Below are 24,530 nucleotides of genomic sequence, written 5' to 3' on the forward strand. Positions count from 1 at the left end.
AGTGCCCAACCAGAGCCTCCGCGTCCAGCAATTCCCGATCCGGCCCCTCCACACCCTGCACCAGGCCATTCTCCCAGTTCAGAACAGACCACCACCGAGGCGCGCCGATTATTCAGCGGCCTCCTAGGCTGTTGGCACTGGAGGTGAGCGCGGTGGATGGGATCGCTGGCATGTGGTCGGTGTTGCCGGGCCCGATGCGTGACCCGGTGCTGTTCGCCATCCCGTTCTTCCTGCTGCTGCTGACGCTGGAATGGACGGCGGCCCGCAAGCTCGCAGACCTTGAACGCGGCTCCTACCGCGCCAGGGACGCCTGGACCAGCATCTCCATGGGATTGGTGTCGGTGGCCACCACCGCCGGCTGGAAGTTCCTCGCGCTGCTCGGCTACGCGGCGATCTACACCTATCTGGCGCCGTGGCACCTGTCGCCGCGGCAGTGGTACACCTGGGTGATCGCCATCCTGGGCGTGGACCTGCTGTATTACACCTACCATCGCATCGCGCACCGGGTGCGGCTGATCTGGGCGACCCACCAGGCGCACCATTCCAGCCAGTACTACAACCTGGCCACCGCACTGCGACAGAAGTGGAACAACAGCGGCGAGGTCCTGCTGTGGATCCCGTTGCCGCTGTTTGGTATTCCGCCCTGGATGGTGTTCGCCGCATTCTCGGTGAATCTGATCTACCAGTTCTGGGTGCACACCGAGCGGATCGACAAGCTGCCGCGTGTAATCGAGTTCATCTTCAACACCCCCTCGCACCACCGGGTGCACCACGGGATGGATCAGGAGTATCTGGACAAGAACTACGGCGGGATCCTGATCGTCTGGGACCGGCTGTTCGGCAGCTTCGCGCCCGAGCGGTTTCGGCCGCACTACGGGCTGACCAAGCAGGTCGACACCTTCAACATCGTCAAACTGCAGATCCACGAATACGCCTCGATCATCGCCGATGTGCGCGCCGCGAGGAGCTGGCGCGATCGGCTCGGCTACGTTTTCGGGCCGCCCGGATGGCAACCCGCATCGTCGCGGGCTTCGGCGGCACTGCGGCAATGATGGGACGCACCGACCGGTGTTCGCATAGGCTTGCGACGTCGCATCCGAGCGACAACGCCCCGGCGCCTTCGGCCGCGGCGTGCCGATGAGAAGGGAACAACGTGGCACAGAGCTTGGGAGACACGCTCACCGCAGGGAAGAAGCTCGTCAAGGGCGAGTCGCTGACCTCTAAGAACGGGGCGTACACCCTGACACTGCAGGACGACGGCAACCTGGTGCTGGCGGCGCGGGGCAAGGCGATCTGGGCATCCGGTACCAACGGCAAGGACGTGGTGCGCGCCGAGGTGCAGACCGACGGCAACTTCGTGCTGTACACCGCGGACAAGCCCATCTGGCACACCGACACCAAGGGCAAGAAGGACGTCAAGCTGGTCCTGCAGGACGACCGCAACCTGGTGCTCTACGCCGCCGACGGCGCGGCCTGGTCGACCAAGACCGAGACCGACGCCCCGCCGCCCGAGGAGCCCAAGGCTGAAGAGGCCCCCGCTGAAGCGGCCCCCGCAGAGCCGGCCGCACCCGCGGCACGCAAGTACACCGTGGTCTCCGGTGACACGCTGTTCGCCATCGCCGAGCGGTTCTACGGTGACGGCAACAAGTACCCGCAGATCGCGGAGGCCAGCGGTATCGCCAACCCGGACTTGATCCACCCCGGTCAGGAGTTGACCATCCCCTGATCGCCGCTGACGGCCGACGCGGCGGCCCGGAGCCCACAACGGGGCCGGGCCGTCGCGTTGCGCCGGTGATCACGGTGGTCGAATCCCGGCCGGACTGACCGGCCTCAACGATCGGAGTCGAGACGGTGCGCGGGCGCATTGTGCGGTTGCTGGCGGTGGGTGTTGCGGTCGGGGCGACGGTCGCGTCCCCGGCGGTCGGTACCGCGCGCGCCGATCGGGTGTTGGTGTTTCCCGGGATGGAGATTCACCAGGACACCCACGTGTGCACACTCGGCTACGTCGACCCCGTCATGCGTGTCGCCTTCACCGCCGGCCACTGCCGGGGGAGCGGCCCCGTCACCGACCGGGCCGGAAACGTGATCGGCACCCTGGCGACCTTCCGCGACAACACCCCCAACGGTGCGACCGTCAACACCGATCAGGTGATCGCCGACTACGAGGCGATCGTGCTTGCCGACGATGTCGACAGCAACGACATCCTCCCCGGCGGCCTGCGACTCGAGGCCGGTCCGGACGACATCGTGGCGCCGGGAGACCCGGTCTGCCACTTCGGTATCGTCACCGGAGAGACCTGCGGAACCGTCGAGCGGGTCAACAACGGATGGTTCACGATGACCCACGGCGTTCAAAGCCAACAGGGCGACTCCGGTGGCCCGGTGTATGTGATCCGCGGCCCCGGCTCCGCCCGGATCGTCGGGTTGTTCAACAGCGTGTGGGGGCAGTACCCGGCCGCGGTGTCGTGGCCGGCGATCTCGCAGCAGGTCCGCGAAGACGTCGGCGTGCCAACCCCGCTGCCGTGACTCCGCTGCCTCGACCACCCGTCCAGATCGCCTGGGTCACCAGTGATCTCGATGCCACCGAATCGACGCTGAGCGCATTGTTGGGCGCCCGCAAGTGGGTCCGCATGCCGGGGGTGCATTTCACCCCGGATACCTGCAGCTATCGGGGCGAACCGGCCGACTTCGTCGCCGACATCGCGCTGAGCTATGCCGGCGACATGCAACTGGAACTGATCGCACCGGTCAGCGGGCGCAGTATCTACTCCGAGTTCCTCCGCGACAGCGGACCCGGCCTGCATCACATCTGCGTCGAGGCTGCCGACCCCGCCGATTTCGCCGCGATGATCGAGGACGCCGCTGCGCAAGGAGCCGGCGTGGTCGCCCAAGGCGTGATGCCCGGCGGTATCCGGTTCGGCTACGTCTCGGCGGTCCAGGCGGGCGTCCCGTTCGTGGAGATCGCGTACATTCCGGCGGAGATCCGAGCGGTCTTCGACTACATCAAAGAGCAGCAGAGGTGAGTCGCGTCGGCTACGACGCGCAGCGCCAGCACGGGAAGGAACGATTTCGATGACCACCGAAATTCCGGAAACCATTGCCGTAGAGGATATCTCGTCATGGTCTGACGAGGTCGACGTGGTGGTGATCGGATTCGGGATAGGCGGTGGTTGCGCGGCGGTCAGCGCGGCGGCCGCCGGTGCGCGGGTGTTGGTGCTGGAGCGGGCCGCCGAGGCGGGCGGCACCACCGCCATGGCGGGCGGGCACTTCTATCTGGGCGGCGGGACCGCCGTCCAACAGGCAACCGGGCATCCGGATTCACCCGACGAGATGTACAAGTACCTCGTAGCGGTCTCCCGGGAGCCCGAGCACGACAAGATCCGGGCCTACTGCGACGGCAGCGTCGAGCACTTCAATTGGCTGGAGGAGCTGGGGGTCGCCTTCGAGCGCAGCTACTACCCGGAGAAGGCGGTGATCCAGCCCAACACCGAGGGGCTGATGTACACCGGCAACGAGAAGGTATGGCCGTACCTGAACCAGGCCGTTCCGGCGCCGCGCGGACACAAGGTTCCGGTTCCCGGTGACACCCAGGGCGCCAAGATGGTGATCGACCTGCTGCTCAAGCGGGCCGATGGCCTCGGCGTGGAGATCCGTTACGAAACAGGCGCCACCGGCCTGGTCACCGACGCCGCCGGCGCTGTCGCCGGTGTCACCTGGAAGCACTTCACCGAAAGCGGTGCGATCAAAGCGAAGTCGGTGGTGATCGCCGCCGGCGGCTTCGTGATGAACCCGGAGATGGTCGCCCAGTACACCCCGAAACTGGCGGAGAAGCCGTTCGTGCTGGGTAATACCTACGACGACGGACTGGGCATCCGGATGGGGATGTCGGTGGGCGGTGCCACCAAGCATATGGATCAGATATTCATCACCGCGCCGGTCTATCCGCCGTCGATCCTGCTCACCGGGATCATCGTCAACTCCGACGGTAAGCGCTTCGTCGCCGAGGACTCCTATCACTCGCGCACGTCGGGCTACGTGATGGATCAGCCGAACAGTGCGGCGTTCCTGATCGTCGACGAGAACCACCTGCGAACGCCGCAGGTGCCGCTGGTCACGCTGATCGATGGCTGGGAGACGGTTCCGGAAATGGAAGCGGCACTGGGGATTCCGGAGGGGAACCTGGTGGCGACGCTGGATCGCTACAACAGCTACGCGGCGCGCGGGGAGGACCCGGACTTCCACAAGCAGCCGCCGTTCCTCGCCCCGCAGGACACCGGGCCGTGGGGTGCCTTCGACCTGTCGCTGGGCAAGGCGATGTATGCCGGCTTCACCATCGGGGGGCTGGCGACCTCGGTGGACGGCGAGGTGCTGCGCGACGACGGCAGCGCGGTGCCCGGCCTCTACGCCGCCGGGGCCTGTGCGGCCAACATCGCCCAGGACGGCAAAGGCTATGCCAGCGGCACCCAGTTGGGCGAGGGCTCGTTCTTCGGTCGCCGTGCCGGTGCGCACGCGGCGGCCCGCTCCCGCTGACCGGCCACCCCGGGCGCGAACGTGCGCAAATCCGGTGTGTGCCACGGCGTGTCGACCGGAGGCACGCACACTCGCGCTGGTAGGGGCGAGCTCGCGCTGGTGGTGAGGCTAGACCGGGGTGAGCTCCCAGCGGCCCCGGCCGAGCAGTTCGAGCACCTGCTTGTGATGCTGGCGGACGGTGTGCCGGTGGCTCACGCTGACCACGACGGTGTCAGGAAGTTCGGTGCGCAGCAGCTGATACAGCGTCAGCTCCAGGCCTTCGTCGAGCGCCGACGTCGACTCGTCGAGGAACACCGCCTTGGGCCGGGTCAGCAGCAGCCGGGCGAACGCCACCCGCTGCTGCTCGCCCGGCGAGAGCACCTTGGCCCAGTCCTCGACGTTGTCGAGCTGGTTGATCAGATGCGGCAGCAGCACCTTGCCCAGCGCATCGACCAGCGCGATGTCGGAGATCTCCTGTGGTGCCAGCGGATAGGCGACCACGGTCCGCAGGTCGCCCAGCGGGATGTAGGGCAGCTGGGAGATGAACACCGTCTCGTTGTCGGCGTCGGGACGTTGCAGGGTGCCTGAGGCGTACGGCCACAGCTGGGCCAGGCTGCGCAGCAGGGTCGTCTTTCCGCTGCCGGACGGTCCGGCGATCATCAGCGCGTCACCGATGCCCAGCTGCACATCGAGCGCCTCGACCAGCGGGTCACCGGCCGGGCTGCGCACCTCGACGCCCTCGAGAACCACGGTGCCGTCGGTGCTGGGCTTGACCAGCAGCTCCGGCAGCTCGCGGGCCTCGCGGTTGGCCTCCACCAGCCCATGCAGGCGGATGATGGAGGCACGGTAGCCGGCGAAGTTGTCGTAGGCGTTGCGGAAGAAGGACAGCGAATCGGAGATGTTGCCGAAAGCCGTCGCCGTCTGCGCCACTCCGCCGAACATGATCTGCCCGGAGAACAGCCGCGGCGCCTGGATCACCCAGGGCAACGGCACGATCGCCTGGCTCACCGACAGGTTCCAGCCCGCGAACCCGATGGTCCGGTTCACGAACTTCAGGTAGTTGTCGATGATCCCGCCGAACCGCTCCCGCAACTGGAGGCGTTCGGCGACCTCGCCGCGGTAGAACGCGATGGATTCGGCGGAGTCGCGTACCCGGACCAGTGCATACCGGAAGGCGGCGTTGGTCAGCTCATTGCGGAAGCTCAGCCGGATCAGCGGCCGGCCGATCCAGAACGCGACAACGGTGGCGATGGCCACGTAGAGCAGCACGATCAGGAACATCGCCCTGGGGATGTCGACCCCCAACACGGTCAGCGTGCCCGACAGGTTCCACAGGATGGCCGTGAACGACACCACCGTCACCATGGACTGCACGGCGCCGAACAACAGGGTTCCACCGGTGCCGTTGGCCGGCGCATTCGGATTGGCGCCGTTGCCCGCGGTGAAGATGTCGATGTCCTGCTGGATGCGCTGGTCGGGGTTGTCGATCGCCCCTTCGACGGCCTCACCCACGGCCGGGTCGAGTGGCGTCTTGACGAAGCGGGCGCGGTAGTAGGCCCGCCCCTCGAGCCAGTCGCCGGTGAGCCGATCGGTGAGCCAGATTCGCCAGTTCACCATGAAGTGCTGGGTCAGATAGATGTCGAGCATCACCCGCGCCACATGCAGCACCGCCATCAGGCTGAAGATGCCGATCGACACCCAGAACCCGTGCACGCCGGACTGTTTGACCGCCTCGTCGCCGCCGGCGGCGCCCTGAAACGCGGTCTGCAGCGAGGAGTACATGTCGTTGCCCTGGAAGCTGAAGAGCACGTTGAGGCGCACCGCGGTGATCACCGACAGCAGCAGCACCCCCAGCATCAGCCACACCCGGGCGCTGTCGCGCCCGGTGAAGTAGCCGCCGGTGATCTCCCAGAACTGCCGGCCCCACCGGGTGCTCATCCGCAGCAGGACCACCACGGCCACCACACAGACGGCGCTGATGCTCCAGGCCATCGCGATCCACAGCAGCGAATCGGGCAGCGCGTGCGACCAGTCGATGGACGGGTTGAACAGCTTCGAGTCCACTGCCACGTCTCCTTGCGGTCGCTACCGCCGGAACCACGTCGCCGCCGGTATCGGAAATCGAGAAAAATCCCGTGCGAAACCTACCGCAGCGCCACGTCGTCGCGTCGGATGAGCAGCGCGGGAAAAGCCGACGGGCCCGGTGGTGCCCCCGGGGTGGTGACACCGGCCACCGCGTACGGTTGTGCTGTGGCTAACACCTCGAAAACGGTCTCCGGGACCACGCGCGCCAAGTCGGGTCGGCTGAGCGGAAAATTCTGGAAACTGCTGGGCGCCAGCACCGAGAAGAACCAGAGCCGCTCGATGGCCGAGGTCAACGCGGCGGCCGGCTTCGCCAAGAAGGCCGCCGGGCTCGACGACGAGCAGCTGCGCAAGGCCGCGCAACTGCTCAAGCTCAAGGACCTGGCGGATGCCTCCGACATCCCGCAGTTCCTGGCGATCGCCCGCGAAGCGGCCGAGCGCAGCATCGGGATGCGCCCGTTCGATGTGCAGCTGCAGGGGGCGCTGCGGATGCTGGCCGGCGATGTGGTCGAGATGGCCACCGGCGAGGGCAAGACGCTCTCCGGTGCGATCGCCGCCGCCGGTTACGCCATCGGCGGGCGCCACGTGCACGTGGTCACCATCAACGACTACCTGGCCCGTCGCGACGCCGAGTGGATGGGGCCACTGCTGACCGCGATGGGGGTGACCGTCGGCTGGATCACCGCCGACTCCAGCGCGGCCGAGCGCCGCGAGGCCTACAAGTGCGATGTCACCTACGCGTCGATCAACGAGATCGGCTTCGACGTGCTGCGCGATCAGCTGGTCACCGACGTCGACGACCTGGTCTCGCCCAACCCCGACGTGGCGCTGATCGACGAGGCCGACTCGGTGCTGGTCGATGAGGCGCTGGTGCCGCTGGTGCTGGCCGGCACCACCCACCGGGAGACCCCCCGGATGGAGATCGTCGAACTCATCGGCCGGCTCACCCCGGGGGTGGACTACGACTCCGACGAGGACCGGCGCAACATCCATCTCACCGAGGATGGCGCGCGGCGCGTCGAAGCGGCACTCGGCGGCATCGACCTGTACTCCGAGGAACATGTGGTGTCCACGCTGACCGAGGTCAACGTCGCCCTGCACGCCCACGTACTGCTGCAGCGCGACGTGCACTACATCGTCCGCGACGGCAAGGTGCAGTTGATCAACGCGTCCCGCGGCCGGATCGCCGCGCTGCAGCGCTGGCCGGACGGCCTGCAGGCCGCGGTCGAGGCCAAGGAGGGCATCGAGACGACCGAGACCGGCGAGGTGCTCGACACCATCACGGTGCAGGCCCTGGTCAACCGCTATCCCACGGTGTGTGGCATGACCGGGACGGCATTGGCCGCCGGCGAGCAACTGCGGCAGTTCTACCAGCTGGGGGTCTCGCCGATCCCGCCCAACATGCCAAACATCCGCGAGGACGAGACCGACCGGGTCTACATCACCGCCGCGGCCAAGAACGACGCCATCGTCGAACACATCGTCGAGATCCACTCCACCGGGCAGCCGGTGCTGGTCGGCACCCACGATGTCGCCGAGTCCGAGGAACTCTACGAGCGGCTGCGCAAACGCGGCGTGCCGGCGGTGGTGCTCAACGCCAAGAACGACGCCGAGGAGGCCACGGTGATCGCCGAGGCCGGCAAGCTCGGCTCGGTCACCGTCTCCACCCAGATGGCCGGGCGCGGCACCGACATCCGCCTGGGTGGCTCCGACGAGACGAACCATGACGAGATCGTCGAACTCGGCGGGCTGCACGTGATCGGCACCGGGCGCCAGCACACCGAGCGCCTGGACAACCAGCTGCGGGGCCGGGCCGGCCGGCAGGGCGACCCCGGCTCGTCGGTGTTCTTCTCCAGCTGGGAGGACGACGTCGCGGCGACCAACCTGGAACCCAACAAGCTGCCGACCGAGACCGACGACGACGGGCGCATCCTGAGTCCGAAGGCCGCCGGGATGCTCGACCACGCACAGCGCATCGCCGAGGGCAAGCTGCTCGACATCCATGCCAACACCTGGCGCTACAACCAGCTGATCGCCCAGCAGCGCGCCATCATCGTCGAACGGCGCAACACCTTGCTGTCCACCCCGGCGGCCCGCGAGGAGCTCGCCGAGCTGACCCCGCAGCGCTATGCCGAGCTGAAAAAGCAGCTGGGCGAGGACGCCGATGCGAAGCTCGAGAAGATCTGCCGGCTGATCATGCTCTACCACCTGGACCGCGGCTGGGCCGATCACCTGGCGTTCCTGGCCGACATCCGGGAGAGCATCCACCTGCGCGCGCTGGGCAGGCAGAACCCGCTCGACGAGTTCCACCGGATGGCCCTGGACGCGTTCGCCTCGCTGGCGGCCGACGCCATCGAGGCGGCCCAGCAGACCCTCGAGACATCCGAACACATCGAGTCCGAGCCGGGCATCGACCTGTCCAAGCTGGCGCGGCCCACATCGACGTGGACCTACATGGTCCGCGACAACCCGCTCAGCGACGACACCATGGACGCGCTGAGCCTGCCCGGAATCTTCCGCTAGGAGCGGCCGGGATGTCTGCCGGGGCGGGCTCGCATCGAGTCCAAGACCGGGTGCTCACGGTGCCCAACGTCATCAGCCTGGCTCGGCTCGGCCTGATCGTCGTCTTCGGATACCTGCTGCTGGTCGCGCAGGCCGACGGGCTGGCGGCGGCGACGCTGATCATCAGCGGCATCTCCGACTGGGCCGACGGCAAGCTGGCCCGGGTGCTGGACCAGTCCTCGGCGCTGGGCGCCCTGCTCGACCCGGCGATCGACCGGCTCTACATGGCGGCGGTCCCGATCGCGTTCGGCCTGCGCGGCCTGGTGCCGTGGTGGATCATCGGCACGCTGCTGGCCCGCGACCTGCTGCTGGCCGCGGTGCTGCCGGTGTTGCGCAGCCGGGGACTGACCGCGCTGCCGGTGACCTACATCGGCAAAGCCGGCACCTTCGCGCTGATGTCGGCGTTCCCGCTGATCCTGCTGGGCCAGTGGGACGCGGTAGGGAGCCGGGCGGTGCTGTCGGTCGGATGGGCCTTCCTGCTCTGGGGCCTGGGCATGTACCTGTGGGCGTTCGTGCTGTACCTGATCCAGGTGAGGTTGGTGGTCCGCACGCTGCCGAAGATCACCTCCCGAGGGGCAGATGTCTGAACCGTTCTTCGCGCTCAGCGGCTATGACGGCCAGAGCGACCGGGGCGCCCACGAGGCGGGCCGGCCGCAGCGATTCGCGGTGCCCTCGCTGCTGCGGTCGCTGCTGTCCGAACACCTGGATCCCGGCTATGCCGCGGCGGCGGCCGACCGTGACCGGCGCGGCACCGGGCGGCCGGCCCGGACTGCGCGTTGGGCATGGGAGGCGGTGGCGGCGTTGCTGATGGCGACGGTGTTCGCCGTCGCGTTCTCGCAGGCCCGCTCGTTGGCGCCCGGTGTGCGCGACGCCCAGCAGGTGCTGGCCAGCAACGTTCGTTCGGCCGAATCGGTGACCGTGCGGCTCGCCGACAAACGCGACACCTGGACGAATCGCGTCGATGAGTTGCGCCGCCACCGGCTGGCCGACGACGCCGAAGGGCAGCGGGTGCTGGCCGGCCTTGACGCGCTGAGCCTGGCGGCCGCCAGCACCCGGGTGACCGGCCCCGGGCTGACCGTCACCGTAACCGACCCGGGCGCTGCCGGGCGCAACCTCTCCGATGCCTCCAAGCAGCGGGTGTCCGGCAGCCAACAGATCATCTTGGACCGCGACCTGCAGCTCGTCGTCAACTCGTTGTGGGCCAGCGGCGCCGAGGCGATCGCGATCGGTGATGTCCGGATCGGGCCCAACGTGACGATCCGGCAGGCCGGCGGCGCGATCCTGGTCGACAACAAGCCGATCAGCAGCCCGTACTCGGTGCGCGCGATCGGGCCACCGCGCGAGTTGCGCGACGCCTTCGAGCGGACGCCCGGGCTCTACCGGCTGCGCCTGCTGGAGGTGTCCTACGGGGTGGTGGTGCGCGTCGACAGCCGGACCGGCGCCGACCTGACCCTGCCGGCCGGTTCGGTGCGAGATGTCCGGTTCGCCAAACAGATCGGGCAGCCGTGACGCAAGCTTGCCTTGCTGGGTACGCCGCCGCCGGCGTCGTGCCCGGGCGGAAATCCGGTTCGGGAGGCTGGAGTGAGTTCTAGATGATCGGTATCGCCGCGCTGATCGCCGGCATCGTGCTGGGCCTGGTATTTCATCCCAGCGTTCCAGAGGTGGTTCAGCCCTATCTGCCGATCGCCGTGGTGGCGGCATTGGACGCCGTGTTCGGTGGGCTGCGCGCCTACCTGGAGCGGATCTTCGACGCGAAGGTGTTCGTCGTGTCGTTCGTGTTCAACGTCCTGGTCGCGGCGCTGATCGTCTACCTCGGCGACCAGTTGGGGGTCGGCACCCAGCTGTCCACCGCGATCATCGTGGTGCTGGGCATCCGCATCTTCGGCAACGCCGCGGCACTGCGACGACGGCTGTTCGGGGCCTGACGCGGTGGCCGGTGATCCGGTGCCGCACGGTCGGCACGAACTACCCGACACCGCTGACGGCGCGCCGTCGCGACGCGGCTTCGGGGATATTCGCGGGCGCCGTTCCAGCCCGCTGTTCGGCGTACTGGCGATGTTGCTGTGCCTGCTGCTAGGGGTTGCGATTGTCACCCAGGTCCGCCAGAACGACTCCACCGACGCCCTGGAGACGGCCCGGCCCGCCGACCTGCTGGTGCTGCTGGACTCGCTGCGACAGCGCGAAGCCGCGCTCAACACCGAGATCGCTGAGCTGCAGCAGACGCTCAACGCCCTGCAGGAGTCCGGCAGCAGCGATCAGGCCGCCATCGAGACCGCCCAGGCCCGGCTCTCCGCCCTGGCGATCATGATCGGTACGGTCGGCGCCGTCGGGCCCGGGGTGGTGGTCACCGTCGACGATCCGGCGCGCGGCGTGGCGCCGGAGACCATGCTGGATGTGATCAACGAACTGCGGGCCGCCGGGGCCGAGGCGATGGAGGTCCGTGACGGAACCAAAGCGGTGCGCATCGGGGTGGACTCCTGGGTCGCCGGAACGCCGGGAGCGCTGGACTTCGACGGGATCGCCTTGGTGCCACCGTATTCCGTACTGGCGATCGGCGATCCGCCTACCTTGGCGGCCGCGATGAACATTCCCGGTGGGGCCGTCGACAGCGTCAAACGGCTCGGTGGCGCCATGGCGGTGCAGCAGGCCGACCACGTCGAGGTGACCGTGTTGCGGCAACCGAAACCACGCCAATACGCTCAGCCAGTCAAGTGAACCCGACAGCGCAAGGAGCACGATCACCGTGAGCCCGGAAAGCAATGTTCCGTCCGACCTGTATTACACCGCCGAGCACGAGTGGGTGCAGCGCACCGCAACCGACACCGTCCGGGTGGGCATCACCGACTTCGCGCAGGCGGCGCTGGGCGACGTGGTCTTCGTGCAACTGCCCGAGGTGGGCGCCGACGTGACCGCGGGGGAGAGCTTCGGCGAGGTGGAGTCGACCAAGTCCGTCTCGGACCTGTTCGGGCCGATCTCGGCGAAAGTGGTTGCCGTCAACGCGGACCTGGACGCCAGCCCGCAGCTGGTGAATTCCGATCCGTACGGCGCCGGCTGGTTGGTCGATCTTCAGGCCGCGGACGGCTTGGATGAGACCCTCGCGGGGCTGCTGACGCCCGACGCGTACCGCGCGACGCTGGCCGAATGAGTATTGCTAGCCTCCCTGCCGGGACGCGCCGGATATCGCGGCGGGTATTCCGTGACACGATCCCGCGGTGCGGGGCACATTATCGACCGCTGCGCGGTACGGTCGACTCAACAATCGTGGGTCCGGTGCCATGGATATCCGGCGGGTGCGACCAGGTAACACGACAGTGGCCAGTGAGGAGCAGCGGGTGACGGAGAAGGACCCAGGAAATGGGCAGGACCAGGCAGGCGACGAGGTCACGGTGGAAACCACATCGGTCTTCCGTGCCGACTTCCTGAGCGAACTCGACGCTCCCGCACAGGCGGGCGGTGAGAGCCTGACCTCGGGTGTCGAGGGGCTGCCCGCGGGTTCGGCGCTGCTGGTCGTCAAGCGCGGCCCCAACGCCGGGTCGCGTTTCCTGCTGGACCAACCGGTCACCGCCGCCGGCCGGCACCCCGACAGCGACATCTTTCTCGACGACGTCACGGTCAGCCGCCGTCACGCCGAGTTCCGGCTGGAAGGCAACGAGTTTCAGGTCGTCGACGTCGGCAGCCTCAACGGCACCTACGTCAACCGGGAGCCGGTCGATTCGGCGGTCCTGGTCAACGGCGACGAGGTACAGGTGGGCAAGTTCCGGCTGGTATTCCTGACCGGCCCGAAGACGGCTGAGACCGAGGCCGGGCCGGGGAGCTAAGTGAGCGCGCCTGACAGCCCCGAACCGGCCGGGATGTCGATCGGAGCGGTACTGGATCTGCTTCGGCCGGAGTTTCCGGATGTCACGATCTCCAAGATTCGGTTCCTGGAGGCCGAGGGGCTGGTGACGCCGCAGCGCTCGGCGTCGGGCTACCGCCGGTTCAGCGCCTACGACTGCGCGCGCCTGCGGTTCGTGCTGACCGCGCAACGCGACCAGTACCTGCCGCTGAAAGTGATCAAGGCCAGGCTGGACGCCGAGCCGGACGGGGCGCTGCCGCTGGCCGAGTCGCCGTATTCGGTGCCGCGGCTGGTGTCGGCCGACGCCGTCGCCCACAGCGACACGGCGCTGCCCGTACCGCCCAGGCGGGTCAGGCTGAGCCGGGAGGACCTGCTGGAGCGCTCCGGGGCCGATGACATCCTGCTGACGGCACTGGTCAGAACGGGGGTCATCACGGCCGGGCCGGGCGGATTCTTCGACGAGCACGCGGTCGTCATCGCGCAGTGCGCCCGCGGACTGGCCGACTACGGTGTCGAGCCGCGGCACCTGCGGGCGTTCCGCTCAGCCGCCGACCGGCAGTCCGATCTGATCGCCCAGATCGCCGGGCCGCTGGTCAAGGGCGGCAAGGCCGGCGCGCGCGACCGCGCCGACGACTTGGCGCGCGAGGTCGCCGCGCTGGCGATCGCGCTGCACACCGCGCTGCTCAAGTCGGCGGTACACGACGTTCTGCACGGCTGAGGACTAGACTTCGCGTCGGCGGCTTGTTGTGCGACATGCGGTTGCCGGACCGGGGGTTTCGCAGCGAGTCGGACTGGGACACAGCGACTTGGGTAACAAGCAATTGCGGAGGGCTGACTGGAGATGGGTGAAGTACGCGTGGTCGGTATTCGCGTCGAGCAACCGCAGAACCAGCCGGTGTTGTTGCTGCGCGAGGCCGACGGCGACCGATACCTCCCGATCTGGATCGGGCAGGCCGAAGCCGCCGCCATCGCCCTGGAGCAGCAGGGTGTGGAGCCGGCCCGGCCGTTGACTCACGACTTGATCCGCGACCTGATCGCTGCGCTGGGGCATTCGCTCAAGGAGGTCCGGATCGTCGACCTGCAGGAGGGCACGTTCTACGCCGACCTGATTTTCGACCGTGACATCACGGTCTCGGCGCGGCCGTCGGACTCGGTGGCGATCGCGCTGCGGGTGGGGGTGCCGATCTACGTCGAGGAGGCGGTGCTGGCCGAAGCGGGCCTGCTGATCCCCGACGAGACCGACGATGAGCCCTCCGGCGCGGTGCGCGAAGACGAGGTGGAGAAGTTCAAGGAGTTCCTCGATAGCGTGTCGCCCGACGATTTCAAAGCAACCTGACCCGGCGCGGCGGCCTCAGCCCCGTCACAGATCCGTCTCATCTGCGAGCGGTCCGACGACACGCCGATCGGCAAAGCAGGATGCGGAAATCACGGCCCCATACTTGAGCCACGGCGGGAACTGCACGGTGGCTCGTCGGACAGCGTATGCTCACGACCAACTCGGGCAAGAGCAAACGCGGCCACCGGCCAGCCAGTGGCAACGAGCGCGATCGGCGAGAGGAAGCATCGTGGGCGAGCAACCGGGGCAGGAACAGCTGGACTTCGCGGGTCCCTCCGGATCGGGTTCGGATGGCGAAGTCGCAGCGACCGCTTCCGGCGTCGGCGAACCGGTGCAGGCCGGGCTGTTCCCCGATGACTCCGTCCCCGACGAACTGGTCGGCTACCGCGGGCCCAGCGCCTGTCAGATCGCCGGCATCACCTACCGCCAGTTGGACTACTGGGCTCGCACCTCGCTGGTGGTGCCGTCTATTCGGGGCGCGGCCGGCTCCGGCAGTCAGCGGCTGTACTCGTTCAAAGACATCCTGGTGCTCAAGATCGTCAAGCGATTGCTCGACACCGGCATCTCGCTGCACAACATCCGGGTCGCCGTCGACCATCTGCGGGAGCGCGGGGTACGGGACCTGGCCAACATCACGCTGTTCTCCGACGGCACCACTGTCTATGAGTGCACGTCGGCCGAGGAGGTCGTCGACCTGCTGCAGGGCGGCCAGGGCGTGTTCGGGATCGCGGTCTCGGGCGCGATGCGGGAGCTGACCGGCGTCATCGCCGATTTCCCCGGCGAACGCGCCGACGGTGGCGAGTCGATCGCCGCGCCGGAGGATGAACTGGCCAGCCGCCGCAAGTTCCGCGACCGCAAGACCGGTTAACCCGCGAGCAGTCCCCCGCAAGCGGGAGGTGCCCCCAGCGAAAGCCCCCATTTTGGGCGTGAAATGGGGGCTTTCGCGTCTGTTCGCCGGTGGTCGGGGCGCCGAGTAGACTGGGCCGCGCATCAGCGCCGCGCGGGAGAGTCTCGGGACAGCCAGTCTCGGGCGCCGAAGGAGCAATACCTCCCCGTCAACCTCTCAGGCACCAGGACCGCGCACGCATCGATGCCTCTGGAAAGCGGTGCTGCCCGTTTCGGGTCCACCCGCCCATGGGGAAAGGCGCCCGTGCCGGCGCCGAATCTCTCAGGCGCCCGGGACGGGCAGACGACAGAGGGGGAGGGACACCAGTCGTCTATCGCCGAGGGGGTCTACGTGGCCGAGCACACCGAATTCCGTTTTGTCGACCGGCACATCGGCCCGGACGACGCCGCCATTGCCACGATGCTGGACACCATCGGGGTCGGCTCGCTGGACGAACTGGCCGCCAAGGCGGTGCCCGCCGGCATCCTCGACCCGCTCGGCCCCGACGGTGTCGCGCCCGGGCTGGAAGCCTTGCCGCCGGCCGCCGGCGAGATGCAGGCGCTGGCCGAACTGCGCGAACTGGCCGACGCCAGCACGGTCGCGGTGTCGATGATCGGGCAGGGCTACTACGACACGGTCACCCCGCCGGTGCTGCTGCGCAACATCATGCAGAACCCCGCCTGGTACACCGCCTACACGCCGTATCAGCCCGAGATCAGCCAGGGCCGGCTGGAGGCGCTGCTGAACTTCCAGACCATGATCGCCGACCTGACCGGCTGCGAGATCGCCAATTCGTCGATGCTCGACGAGGGCACCGCGGCAGCCGAGGCGATGACGCTGATGCAGCGCGCGGTGCGGGGGAAGGCCAACCGGCTGCTGGTCGACACCGACCTGTTCACCCAGACCGCGGCGGTGCTGGCAACCCGTGCCGAACCGCTGGGCATCGAGGTCGTCACCGCCGACCTGCGGAACGGGTTGCCCGAGGGCGACTTCTTCGGCGTGATCACCCAGCTGCCGGGGGCATCTGGCCGGGTCACCGACTGGTCGGAGGTGATCGAGGCCGCCCATGAACGCGGTGCGATGGTGGCGGTCGGGGCAGACCTGCTGGCACTGACCCTGGTCACGCCGCCCGGCGAGATCGGCGCCGACGTGGCGTTCGGCAGCGCCCAGCGCTTCGGGGTGCCGATGGGCTTCGGCGGGCCCCACGCCGGTTACCTGGCGGTGCACAGCAAGCACGCCCGGCAACTGCCGGGGCGGCTGGTCGGGGTCTCGGTGGACGCGGACGGCTCGCCGGCCTACCGACTCGCGCTACAAACCCGCGAGCAGCACATCCGCCGGGACAAGGCGACATCGAACATCTGCACCGCCCAGGTGCTGTTGGCGGTGATGGCCGCGATGTATGCCAGCTATCACGGCGCCGAGGGCCTGACCGCCATCGCACGGCGGGTGCACGGCCAAGCCGAGAAGATCGCCGCCGCGCTCGGTGACGCGCTGGTGCACGACCGCTACTTCGACACCGTGCTGGCCCGCGTTCCCGGCCGCGCCGACGAGGTCATCGCGGCGGCCAAGGCCGCCGGCATCAACCTGTGGCGCGTCGACGCCGACCACGTCGCGGTGGCCTGCGATGAGACCACCACCGACGAGCACGTGACCGCGGTGCTGGCGGCATTCGGGCTCGCCGCGGCCGCACCCGCCGACGCCCCGATCGCCACCCGTACCTCGGAATTCCTGACGCACCCGGCATTTCGGCAATACCGGACCGAAACCGCCATGATGCGATATCTGCGCGCGCTGTCGGACAAGGACATCGCACTGGACCGCAGCATGATTCCGCTGGGTTCGTGCACCATGAAGCTCAACGCCGCCGCGGAGATGGAGGCGATCAGCTGGCCGGAATTCGCTCGCCAGCACCCCTTCGCGCCGCCCGCCGATGCCGCCGGGCTGCGCCGGCTCATCGCCCAGTTGGAGGGCTGGCTGGCCGGGATCACCGGGTACGACGCGGTTTCGCTGCAACCCAACGCCGGCTCGCAGGGCGAGTACGCGGGTCTGCTGGCGATCCACGCCTACCACGCCAGCCGTGGCGAGTCCCAGCGTGACGTCTGCCTGATCCCGTCCAGCGCGCACGGCACCAACGCCGCGTCGGCAGCGCTGGCCGGGATGCGGGTGGTGGTGGTCGCCTGCCGGGAGAACGGCGATGTCGACCTCGACGATCTGCGTGCCAAGGTCGACGAGCACGCCACGACGCTGTCGGCGCTGATGATCACCTACCCCTCCACCCACGGGGTCTACGAGCACGACATCGCCGAGATCTGCGCCGCGGTGCACGACGCGGGCGGGCAGGTTTACGTCGACGGCGCCAATCTCAACGCGCTGGTCGGACTGGCTCGCCCCGGGCGCTTCGGCGGTGACGTCAGCCACCTGAACCTGCACAAGACGTTCTGCATTCCGCACGGCGGCGGTGGCCCCGGCGTCGGGCCGGTGGCGGTGCGTTCGCACCTGGCCGCCTTCCTGCCCGGACACCCGCTGGCCGATGAACTGCCCGGCGGCGCGCCGGTCTCGGCGGCTCCCTACGGTTCGGCTTCGATCCTGCCGATCACCTGGGCCTACATCCGGATGATGGGTGCGCAGGGCCTGCGATCGGCGTCGCTGACCGCGATCGCGTCGGCGAATTACATCGCCCGCCGCCTCGATGAGTACTTCCCGGTGCTCTACACCGGAGAGAACGGCATGGTCGCCCACGAATGCATCCTGGATCTGCGCGCGATCACCAAAGCGACCGGCGTGACTGTCGACGATGTCGCAAAACGATTGGCCGACTACGGGTTCCATGCTCCGACCATGAGTTTCCCGGTCGCCGGCACGCTGATGGTGGAGCCCACCGAGAGTGAGAGCCTGGCCGAGGTGGACGCGTTCTGCGAGGCGATGATCGCCATCCGCGGCGAGATCGACCGGGTCGGCGCCGGCGAGTGGACCGCTGAGGACAATCCGTTGCGCGGCGCCCCGCACACCGCCGAATGCCTGGTGGTCGACAAATGGGAGCACCCCTACACCCGGGAGCAGGCCGCCTATCCGCTGGGACGTGACTTCCGACCGAAGGTGTGGCCGCCGGTGCGCCGGATCGACGGCGCCTTCGGCGACCGCAACCTGGTCTGCTCGTGCCCCCCGGTGGAAGCCTTCGCCTGACCGCGGTTACGGACCTTGCGCCGTGTTTGTGAACTGAAGCGCCGGAATAAGGTCGCAAAGTGTATTGATATCGCCGCAGTGCTATATGCGCGGATGATAAATAATCAGGAAACTCTCATCTAAGCCCGAAATGAGGATTATGCTGATCTCACCTGGATGGTGATGTGAATCATAGAAGGAGAGATCATGCAGCAGCTCGCGCTTCGTCCCTACCTCACCGCCGGCATCGCCGTGGCCGGTGCCGGCATCATCGCGATCGCGCCGGTCAGCCCCGTTTCACCGGCCTTGCCGGCAGCCGGCGCGCAGTTCCACGCGGTACAGCTGACCGATGCCTGGTCGGACCTCTTCACCCACACCACGGCCAACCTGAACAACATCAGCGAGAACGCTGACTGGTCGGCGATCACCGCCGTCTTCGGCAAGCTGTTCACCGACCCGTTCGGCGTGATCTCCGCGTTCACCAGCATCACACCGACCGTCACCACCGATATCTCGGAGCTGCCGGCGTCGGTCTCGGTGCAGTTGCCGCCCGGGCTGGAACTGGCGATCGCCAGTATGGGCGCGCAGGCACTGGCCTCCCAAGCGATCAGCAACGCCGCGGCCGACATGGCCAACGGCGACTTCTCCACCCTGCTCACCGCGCCGGCCAGCATCGCCGATGCCTACCTCAACGGCGCACAGAACGTCAGCCTGCTCGGGGGCATCATCAACATCCCGGTGCTCAACGGCATCCTGGCCCCCGAGCAGAACTTCGAAGTCGACCTCAACCTGACCAAGCTGCTGGACCTGCTCGGGTTGGGCAATCTCGACCTGGGCAACCTGGACCTGAGCGGTCTGGTGGGCGACATCACCTTGGGCAACCTGCTCAGTGAGTTGGGGATCAGCGACGACGGCCTGGGCGACCTGCTCCAGGGCAGTGGCATCACCAACCTGGGCGGGATGCTGGGCTTCCTCGGCCTGGGCGACCTCGGACTGGGCAGCTTGAGCCTGACCGGCATCCTGAGCGGCCTGGGCCTGGACACCAACGTCAGCCTCAACGACCTGAGCCTCGACGACGTGCTGAACGTATTCGGTATCAACGGTGAGGTCAGCCTGGGGCTGGGCGACCTGCTGGGCAATCTCGGCTTCGGCGGCCTGCTCGACTCGCACCTGGGCGACATGCTATCGAACCTTGGCCTACTGGGGCCTGTCGCCGATGTGCTCGCGGAGCTTCTCAAGCCGGTTCTCGGACTGCTGAATCCGCTGCTGCAACCGGTGCTGGACGTCTTGACCGGCGGCGGCCTCGAGGAAGCGCTGAACACCATCACCCTCGGGGATCTGCTGGGCGGTCAGACCATCACCGAGTCCGTCAGCTCCCTGCTCGGGGCATTCGGCGTCTCGCTGTCGCCCGACGACCTGAGCATCGGCGGAATCCTGGAAGGCCTCGGTTTCGCCCCCTCGACCGGCGAGCTGACGCTCAGCGGCCTGCTCGGCGGCCTGGGCCTCGGCGGCCTCGACATCACCGGGCTGCTCAACGGCCTGGATCTGGGCGACCTGATCGGTGGTCTGGGGCTGTCGGATCTGGAGCTGAACCTCGGTGACCTGATCGGCGACTTGACCGGCTTGAACCTGGGCGAGCTGCTCGACGACCTGGGCCTGGGCAACCTGGACTTGGCGGACATCAGCGTCGGGTCGTTCGGTGGGATGGTCACCCTGCTGGTGGACGTCATCCCGCAGCAGATCCTCGACATGCTGGGTGCCTAGCGGCGGTCAGCCCAACAGGGTGTTCAGCGTGGCGGCCAGTTCCGGAGTGTTCGCCCCGCGCAGGTTCTGGTACGTGCCACCGGACAGCTGGGCCACCGCCTGCCAGACCGCCCGGTCGGCGTCACCGAAGTCGATGACGTTGACGGCGACCGGGCGCTCAGGGTCGGTGTTCGCCCGGATGAAGTCCTGCAGTCCGGGGCCGTCCAGGGTGCGGTCGGTGTGCGGTCCCGCGGTTATGACCAGTACCGAGTTGGTCTGTCCGGGGTGGTAATTGGCCAACACCTGGTTGTAGACCAGGCGCAGCGTGGTGAATGACACCGCGCCGCCCGATGTCGAACTGAGCGCATCGAGTTCCCTAATCAGCGTCTCCGCCCGCGTTCCCCCGTTCACCGGCTCATCCAGCGGGCCGGACGTGAGCACGCTGTGGCCCTCCACACCGTCGAAGGTCCACAGGCCCACGACGGAGCTCGGCGGCAGCGCCTTGATCCGTTGATCCAGGGCCGCGACCACATGGGCCAGCCGGGTTTTGCCGCCCTCGTCGGTCGTCATGGACTCGTCGAGCATGATCGTCACCGCTGAAGCGCCCGGCAGCGTGGTGAGCGCATTGGCGAGCGTGGCCCGCATCGCGTCGTCGCCGACCGACAAGGTGTCCGGCAGCGCCGGGAATCCGGTCACGTCGCTGCTCGGCGGTGCGACGCCTTCGACGCGGAATCCGGCCTTGGCCAGATCCGCGAGCTGATCCGGCTTGCGGGTGAACCGCGCGAATTCGCTGGCGGCACTGACCTGTTCCTGCGAGAGCCACGAGCCGGCGAGCAGCACGGTGGGGTAATCGGCGACCGGCACCGGCCCCGGCGGCAACCAGGAACCGAGTGTGCTCGCCGGGTCCGACAGCGATTGCCCGCGGGTGAACAGTTGCTGCTCGGTGGTCACCACCGCGTGCACCGGCGCAGCCGCCGGATCGCCTTGGCGCAGCAGTACGTTTATCGCCTCGGCAAGCGAGTTGTCGGCGAGGTGGGGCTGTGCGCCGGCCAGTCGGTGGACCGCCCCGGTCCCGTCGGTGGCGGGGGCGCCCTTCGGGGCGGCGCCGGATGCCACCGCCTCAGCGGCCAGGAAAGCGGCATCGCCGTTGCCGCCGATCGGCAGCGCCAGTCGGAGTTGCCCCCAGCCGGCGAGGCCGAGTCGGCCCAGACCGTCGGGGTCGGTCTGCAGGTCCGGCAGGTTCGCCCAACTCTGGTGCTGCAGGGCGGATTCGAGCTGGGGCCGGACCGCCAGCAGGACCGGAGAGGTGACCAGCGAACGACTGTCGCTGACGGTTTCCTGGCCGGCCGAGGCCTGCAGGCGGGCCGCCGAGATCGAACTGCCCGGAATCCACAGCGCCGGGCGCTGGCCGAGCTGTGCCGGCCAGTCGCCGATGAAACCGCTGACCACGGCGTCGGAATCCACCGGCTTGACCTGCACCGACACGCAGCGGTCACCCACCGGCTTGGCGGTCTTGTTGAATCGGTCGGCGAAACCCTGCACGTGGTCGGCGATCGAGGGGTCCGCCACCACGGCGACCGTCAGATCGCCGTGGGCGCAGTTGCCGGCGGCGACGGCCGAGCGCTGTGACAGCGAGTTGCCGAAGAAGCGCCACAGGATCACGGTGCCCACCAGGACGATCACGGCAATCAGTGCGGCGATCACACCGACACTGACGCCGCGGCGGCCCGCATCGTTGCGATGCCGTCGCCACCGGTCCAGCTCGCGGCGACCGCGGCGCGGTTGGTCCCGCTCGGACTCCCGGTCCGGGTAGGATCCGCTCGGCAAGGCCCCGGGCGCGCCGAAAGGCCCGGTACGGTACCGGGTTTCTTCCTCGCTACGGCTACCGCTGCCGCGCCGCATGTACTGCGCCGGGTCCGCGTCGTAGCCCGCATCGCCGCCGATCGGCTCGTCGTAGAAGGCGTCCTGATAGTCGTCGACGTACTCGTCGTCGTCCGGGTCGCCGAAGCCGAACGGATCGGGCGCCCCGGCGTCCCCCTGGTCGGGGTCGAGCGGCTCGTCGTCGAAATCGTCGGGGCCGGGGAAACTGTGCCTACCCACGGTGGCTGCGTCCTCTCCGCCTGGTCAGCTCTCCGGCCACGGTCAATTCCACTCGAATCCGCGTAGCCGCTCAGCGGCCGGCGCGGGCTTTGAACTCGCGTCGGCGCCGGTGCAGGATCGGCTCGGTGTAGCCGTTGGGCTGAGTCGTTCCGGACAGGATCAGCTCACGGGCGGCCGCGAACGCGATGCTGTCGTCGAAATCCGGAGCCATCGGCAGGTAAGTCGGATCGCCCGCGTTCTGCCGGTCCACGGCCGGGGCCATCCGCTCCAGGCTGGACTGCACGTCGTCAGCGGTGATCACCCCGTGCCGCAGCCAGTTCGCCAGCAGTTGCGATGAGATCCGCAGTGTCGCACGGTCTTCCATCAGTGCCACATCGTGAATGTCGGGAACCTTCGAGCAGCCCACGCCCTGTGAGATCCAGCGAACGACGTAGCCGAGGATCGACTGGCAGTTGTTGTCGACCTCCTCGCGGATCTCGTCGGGGGCCCAGGCCAGCCCCTCGGAGAGCGGGATGGTCAGCAGCTGATCGATTGTGGCGCGGCGTTTTCCGGCCAACTCCCGCTGCACCTCGAACACGTCCACCTGGTGGTAGTGCATCGCGTGCAAGGTGGCGGCGGTCGGCGACGGCACCCAGGCGGTGCTGGCGCCGGCGCGCGGGTGCCCGATCTTCTGCTCGACCATGTCGGCCATCAGGTCGGTCATCGCCCACATGCCCTTGCCGATCTGGGCGTGGCCGGTCAATCCGGTGGCCAGGCCCGCGTCGACGTTATTGTCCTCGTAGGCCAGGATCCACGGCTGCGACTTCATGGTGGCCTTGCGCACCATCGGCCCGGCCTCCATCGAGGTGTGGATCTCGTCGCCGGTGCGGTCCAGGAAGCCGGTGTTGATGAACACCACCCGGTCGACGGCCGCCTTGATACAGGCCCGCAGGTTGACGGTGGTGCGGCGCTCCTCGTCCATGATGCCGATCTTGAGGGTCGCCTGCGGCAGGCCGAGGACGTCTTCGACCCGGCTGAACAATTCGGCGGTGAACGCCACCTCGTCGGGTCCGTGCATCTTCGGTTTGACGATGTAGATCGACCCGGTGCGGCTGTTGAGCAGTGGGCCGTTGTCGTCGGAGGCAGTCAACCCGTGCACGGCGATCAGCCCGGTGAACAGCGCGTCCTGGATGCCCTCGAACACCTCGCGGCCGTCAGTGCCCTCGGCGCCCTCTGTGCCGAAGACGATGGCGTCGTTGGTCATCAGATGACCCACGTTGCGGACGAACATCAGGCTGCGGCCCGGCAGGGTAAGGGTTCCGCTGTCGGGAGCGCTGAACTCGCGGTCGCCGGACAGTGTCCGGGTGAACGTCTTGCCGTCCTTGCTGACCTCTTCGGCCAGATCCCCGCGATTGAGCCCCAGCCAGTTGCGGTAGCCGAGCACCTTGTCCTCGGCGTCGACCGCGGCAACCGAGTCCTCGAAGTCCATGATCGTGGTGACCGCCGACTCGAGCACCACGTCCTTGATGCCGGCGGCATCGGTCGCCCCGATCGGCGAGTTCGGGTCGATCAGGATCTCGATGTGCAGCCCGTGGTGGATCAACAGCACCGATGACGGTGCCTCGGCGTCCCCGAGGTAGCCGACGAACTCCGCCGGCGCGGCCACGGTGGTCTCCAGACCGTCGGCCAGTGTGATCACCAGCCGGGCGTCGTCCACCGCGAAGCTCTTGACCTCGGCCCAGGCGCCGTTGGCCAGCGGCACGGACTCGTCGAGGAACTTGCGGGCATAGGCGATCACCTTGTCGCCGCGCACCGGGTTGTAGCCGCTGTTCGCTCCCGCGGGTGTCTTCGTTGCGCCGTCGTCCTCACTGATCACGTCGGTGCCGTACAGCGCGTCATACAACGAGCCCCAGCGGGCGTTGGCGGCGTTGAGCGCGAACCGGGCGTTGAGCACCGGCACCACCAGCTGCGGGCCGGCCTGCACGGCGATCTCGTCGTCGACGTCGGCGGTGGTGACGGTGAAGTCGTCCGGCTCGGGCAGCAGGTAGCCGATCTCGGTGAGGAAGGCCCGGTAGGCCTCGGTGTCCACCGGCTCGATGACCCGGTGCCGGTGCCACTTGTCGATCTGTGCCTGCAGCTCGTCACGACGCGCCAGCAGCTCCTGGTTCTTCGGCGTCAGATCGGTGACGACCTTGTCCACGCCCGCCCAGAAGCTGTCCGGGTCCAGACCGGTCCCCGGCAGCGCCTCCTCGGTGATGAAGTCGTAGAGCACACGCGCCACCCGCAGACCGCCAACCGGCACCCGATCCGTCATGGTTTCCTCCCTCATAGCCAAT

20 protein-coding genes and 1 riboswitch are annotated in these 24,530 nt (G+C 68.1%); of the genes, 17 read left to right on the top strand and 3 right to left on the bottom strand.

From position 1 onward, the window contains the following. Positions 1–152: 152 nt before the first annotated feature. The 5 genes from BST10_RS14240 to BST10_RS14260 all read left to right on the top strand — a co-directional run bounded on the left by BST10_RS14240 (position 153) and on the right by BST10_RS14260 (position 4,530). On the top strand, positions 153–1,052 hold the full coding sequence (locus BST10_RS14240; protein ID WP_013828842.1) for a sterol desaturase family protein: 900 nt from the start codon (positions 153–155) through the stop codon (positions 1,050–1,052). Between the two features lie 113 nt (positions 1,053–1,165). Continuing rightward, complete coding sequence (locus BST10_RS14245) at positions 1,166–1,726, top strand: LysM peptidoglycan-binding domain-containing protein (RefSeq protein WP_085975767.1); 561 nt, start codon at positions 1,166–1,168, stop codon at positions 1,724–1,726. Positions 1,727–1,863: 137 nt separating this feature from the next. Continuing rightward, complete coding sequence (locus BST10_RS14250) at positions 1,864–2,526, top strand: Rv1815 family serine proteinase (RefSeq protein WP_041319805.1); 663 nt, start codon at positions 1,864–1,866, stop codon at positions 2,524–2,526. Continuing rightward, positions 2,523–3,023 carry a VOC family protein gene (locus BST10_RS14255; protein ID WP_013828845.1) on the top strand — a complete coding sequence of 167 codons (501 nt, stop codon included), beginning with the start codon at positions 2,523–2,525 and terminating at the stop codon, positions 3,021–3,023. Before BST10_RS14250 ends, BST10_RS14255 begins: the two co-directional genes overlap by 4 nt. 49 nt (positions 3,024–3,072) lie before the next feature. Continuing rightward, entirely contained in the window at positions 3,073–4,530 is a 1,458-nt protein-coding gene (locus BST10_RS14260; protein WP_013828846.1) for an FAD-binding protein, read from the top strand. Positions 4,531–4,638: 108 nt separating this feature from the next. Here the strand turns inward: BST10_RS14260 and BST10_RS14265 are convergent, their stop codons facing one another. Beyond that, complete coding sequence (locus tag BST10_RS14265; protein WP_083038474.1) at positions 4,639–6,573, bottom strand: ABC transporter ATP-binding protein/permease; 1,935 nt, start codon at positions 6,571–6,573, stop codon at positions 4,639–4,641. Between the two features lie 186 nt (positions 6,574–6,759). Here BST10_RS14265 and secA2 point away from each other — a divergent pair, with 186 nt between their 5' ends. The 12 genes from secA2 to BST10_RS14325 all read left to right on the top strand — a co-directional run bounded on the left by secA2 (position 6,760) and on the right by BST10_RS14325 (position 20,136). Next, positions 6,760–9,114: an accessory Sec system translocase SecA2 gene (secA2, locus tag BST10_RS14270; RefSeq protein WP_083038550.1), complete on the top strand. Its 2,355-nt coding sequence runs from the start codon at positions 6,760–6,762 to the stop codon at positions 9,112–9,114. An 11-nt stretch (positions 9,115–9,125) separates the two neighbouring features. After that, positions 9,126–9,740, top strand: a complete 615-nt coding sequence (locus BST10_RS14275) for a CDP-alcohol phosphatidyltransferase family protein (RefSeq protein WP_013828849.1) — start codon at positions 9,126–9,128, stop codon at positions 9,738–9,740. Next, positions 9,733–10,662 (top strand): DUF881 domain-containing protein, encoded by a 930-nt coding sequence (locus tag BST10_RS14280; RefSeq protein ID WP_083038476.1) that lies wholly within the window; start codon positions 9,733–9,735, stop codon positions 10,660–10,662. Before BST10_RS14275 ends, BST10_RS14280 begins: the two co-directional genes overlap by 8 nt. A gap of 83 nt (positions 10,663–10,745) precedes the next feature. After that, positions 10,746–11,078, top strand: coding sequence for a small basic family protein (locus BST10_RS14285; RefSeq protein ID WP_013828851.1), 333 nt, complete (start codon positions 10,746–10,748; stop codon positions 11,076–11,078). 4 nt (positions 11,079–11,082) lie between these two features. Beyond that, complete coding sequence (locus BST10_RS14290; protein WP_085975711.1) at positions 11,083–11,868, top strand: DUF881 domain-containing protein; 786 nt, start codon at positions 11,083–11,085, stop codon at positions 11,866–11,868. A 28-nt stretch (positions 11,869–11,896) separates the two neighbouring features. Beyond that, a complete protein-coding gene (gcvH, locus tag BST10_RS14295) occupies positions 11,897–12,298 on the top strand; it encodes a glycine cleavage system protein GcvH (protein ID WP_083038478.1) in 402 nt (133 codons plus the stop codon). 187 nt (positions 12,299–12,485) lie between these two features. Further along, positions 12,486–12,971, top strand: a complete 486-nt coding sequence (garA, locus tag BST10_RS14300) for a glycogen accumulation regulator GarA (protein WP_193374430.1) — start codon at positions 12,486–12,488, stop codon at positions 12,969–12,971. Beyond that, positions 12,972–13,706: a transcriptional regulator FtsR gene (gene ftsR, locus BST10_RS14305; RefSeq protein WP_083038480.1), complete on the top strand. Its 735-nt coding sequence runs from the start codon at positions 12,972–12,974 to the stop codon at positions 13,704–13,706. Positions 13,707–13,829: 123 nt separating this feature from the next. Then, on the top strand, positions 13,830–14,324 hold the full coding sequence (locus tag BST10_RS14310; protein ID WP_013828856.1) for a bifunctional nuclease family protein: 495 nt from the start codon (positions 13,830–13,832) through the stop codon (positions 14,322–14,324). Positions 14,325–14,553: 229 nt separating this feature from the next. Continuing rightward, on the top strand, positions 14,554–15,192 hold the full coding sequence (locus BST10_RS14315) for a MerR family transcriptional regulator (protein WP_083038482.1): 639 nt from the start codon (positions 14,554–14,556) through the stop codon (positions 15,190–15,192). 123 nt (positions 15,193–15,315) lie between these two features. After that, positions 15,316–15,413: riboswitch (glycine riboswitch) on the top strand. Positions 15,414–15,561: 148 nt separating this feature from the next. Next, a complete protein-coding gene (gene gcvP / locus BST10_RS14320) occupies positions 15,562–18,393 on the top strand; it encodes an aminomethyl-transferring glycine dehydrogenase (RefSeq protein WP_083038484.1) in 2,832 nt (943 codons plus the stop codon). Positions 18,394–18,579: 186 nt separating this feature from the next. Beyond that, a complete protein-coding gene (locus tag BST10_RS14325; protein WP_083038486.1) occupies positions 18,580–20,136 on the top strand; it encodes a hypothetical protein in 1,557 nt (518 codons plus the stop codon). 6 nt (positions 20,137–20,142) lie between these two features. Here the strand turns inward: BST10_RS14325 and BST10_RS14330 are convergent, their stop codons facing one another. Beyond that, a complete protein-coding gene (locus BST10_RS14330) occupies positions 20,143–22,215 on the bottom strand; it encodes a substrate-binding domain-containing protein (protein WP_083038488.1) in 2,073 nt (690 codons plus the stop codon). Positions 22,216–22,285: 70 nt separating this feature from the next. After that, positions 22,286–24,508 (bottom strand): malate synthase G, encoded by a 2,223-nt coding sequence (locus tag BST10_RS14335; RefSeq protein ID WP_083038489.1) that lies wholly within the window; start codon positions 24,506–24,508, stop codon positions 22,286–22,288. Between the last annotated feature and the right edge of the window lie 22 nt (positions 24,509–24,530).

Source organism: Mycolicibacter algericus DSM 45454, from assembly GCF_002086455.1.
Classification (GTDB): domain Bacteria; phylum Actinomycetota; class Actinomycetes; order Mycobacteriales; family Mycobacteriaceae; genus Mycobacterium; species Mycobacterium algericum.

Coding starts and splice junctions, on each gene's coding strand:
- BST10_RS14260 (WP_013828846.1), top strand. CDS start 3,073: ATGACCACCGAAATTCCGGAAACCATTGCCGTAGAGGATATCTCGTCA.
- BST10_RS14275 (WP_013828849.1), top strand. CDS start 9,126: ATGTCTGCCGGGGCGGGCTCGCATCGAGTCCAAGACCGGGTGCTCACG.
- BST10_RS14280 (WP_083038476.1), top strand. CDS start 9,733: ATGTCTGAACCGTTCTTCGCGCTCAGCGGCTATGACGGCCAGAGCGAC.
- BST10_RS14285 (WP_013828851.1), top strand. CDS start 10,746: ATGATCGGTATCGCCGCGCTGATCGCCGGCATCGTGCTGGGCCTGGTA.
- BST10_RS14310 (WP_013828856.1), top strand. CDS start 13,830: ATGGGTGAAGTACGCGTGGTCGGTATTCGCGTCGAGCAACCGCAGAAC.
- BST10_RS14325 (WP_083038486.1), top strand. CDS start 18,580: ATGCAGCAGCTCGCGCTTCGTCCCTACCTCACCGCCGGCATCGCCGTG.
- BST10_RS14335 (WP_083038489.1), bottom strand. CDS start 24,508: ATGACGGATCGGGTGCCGGTTGGCGGTCTGCGGGTGGCGCGTGTGCTC.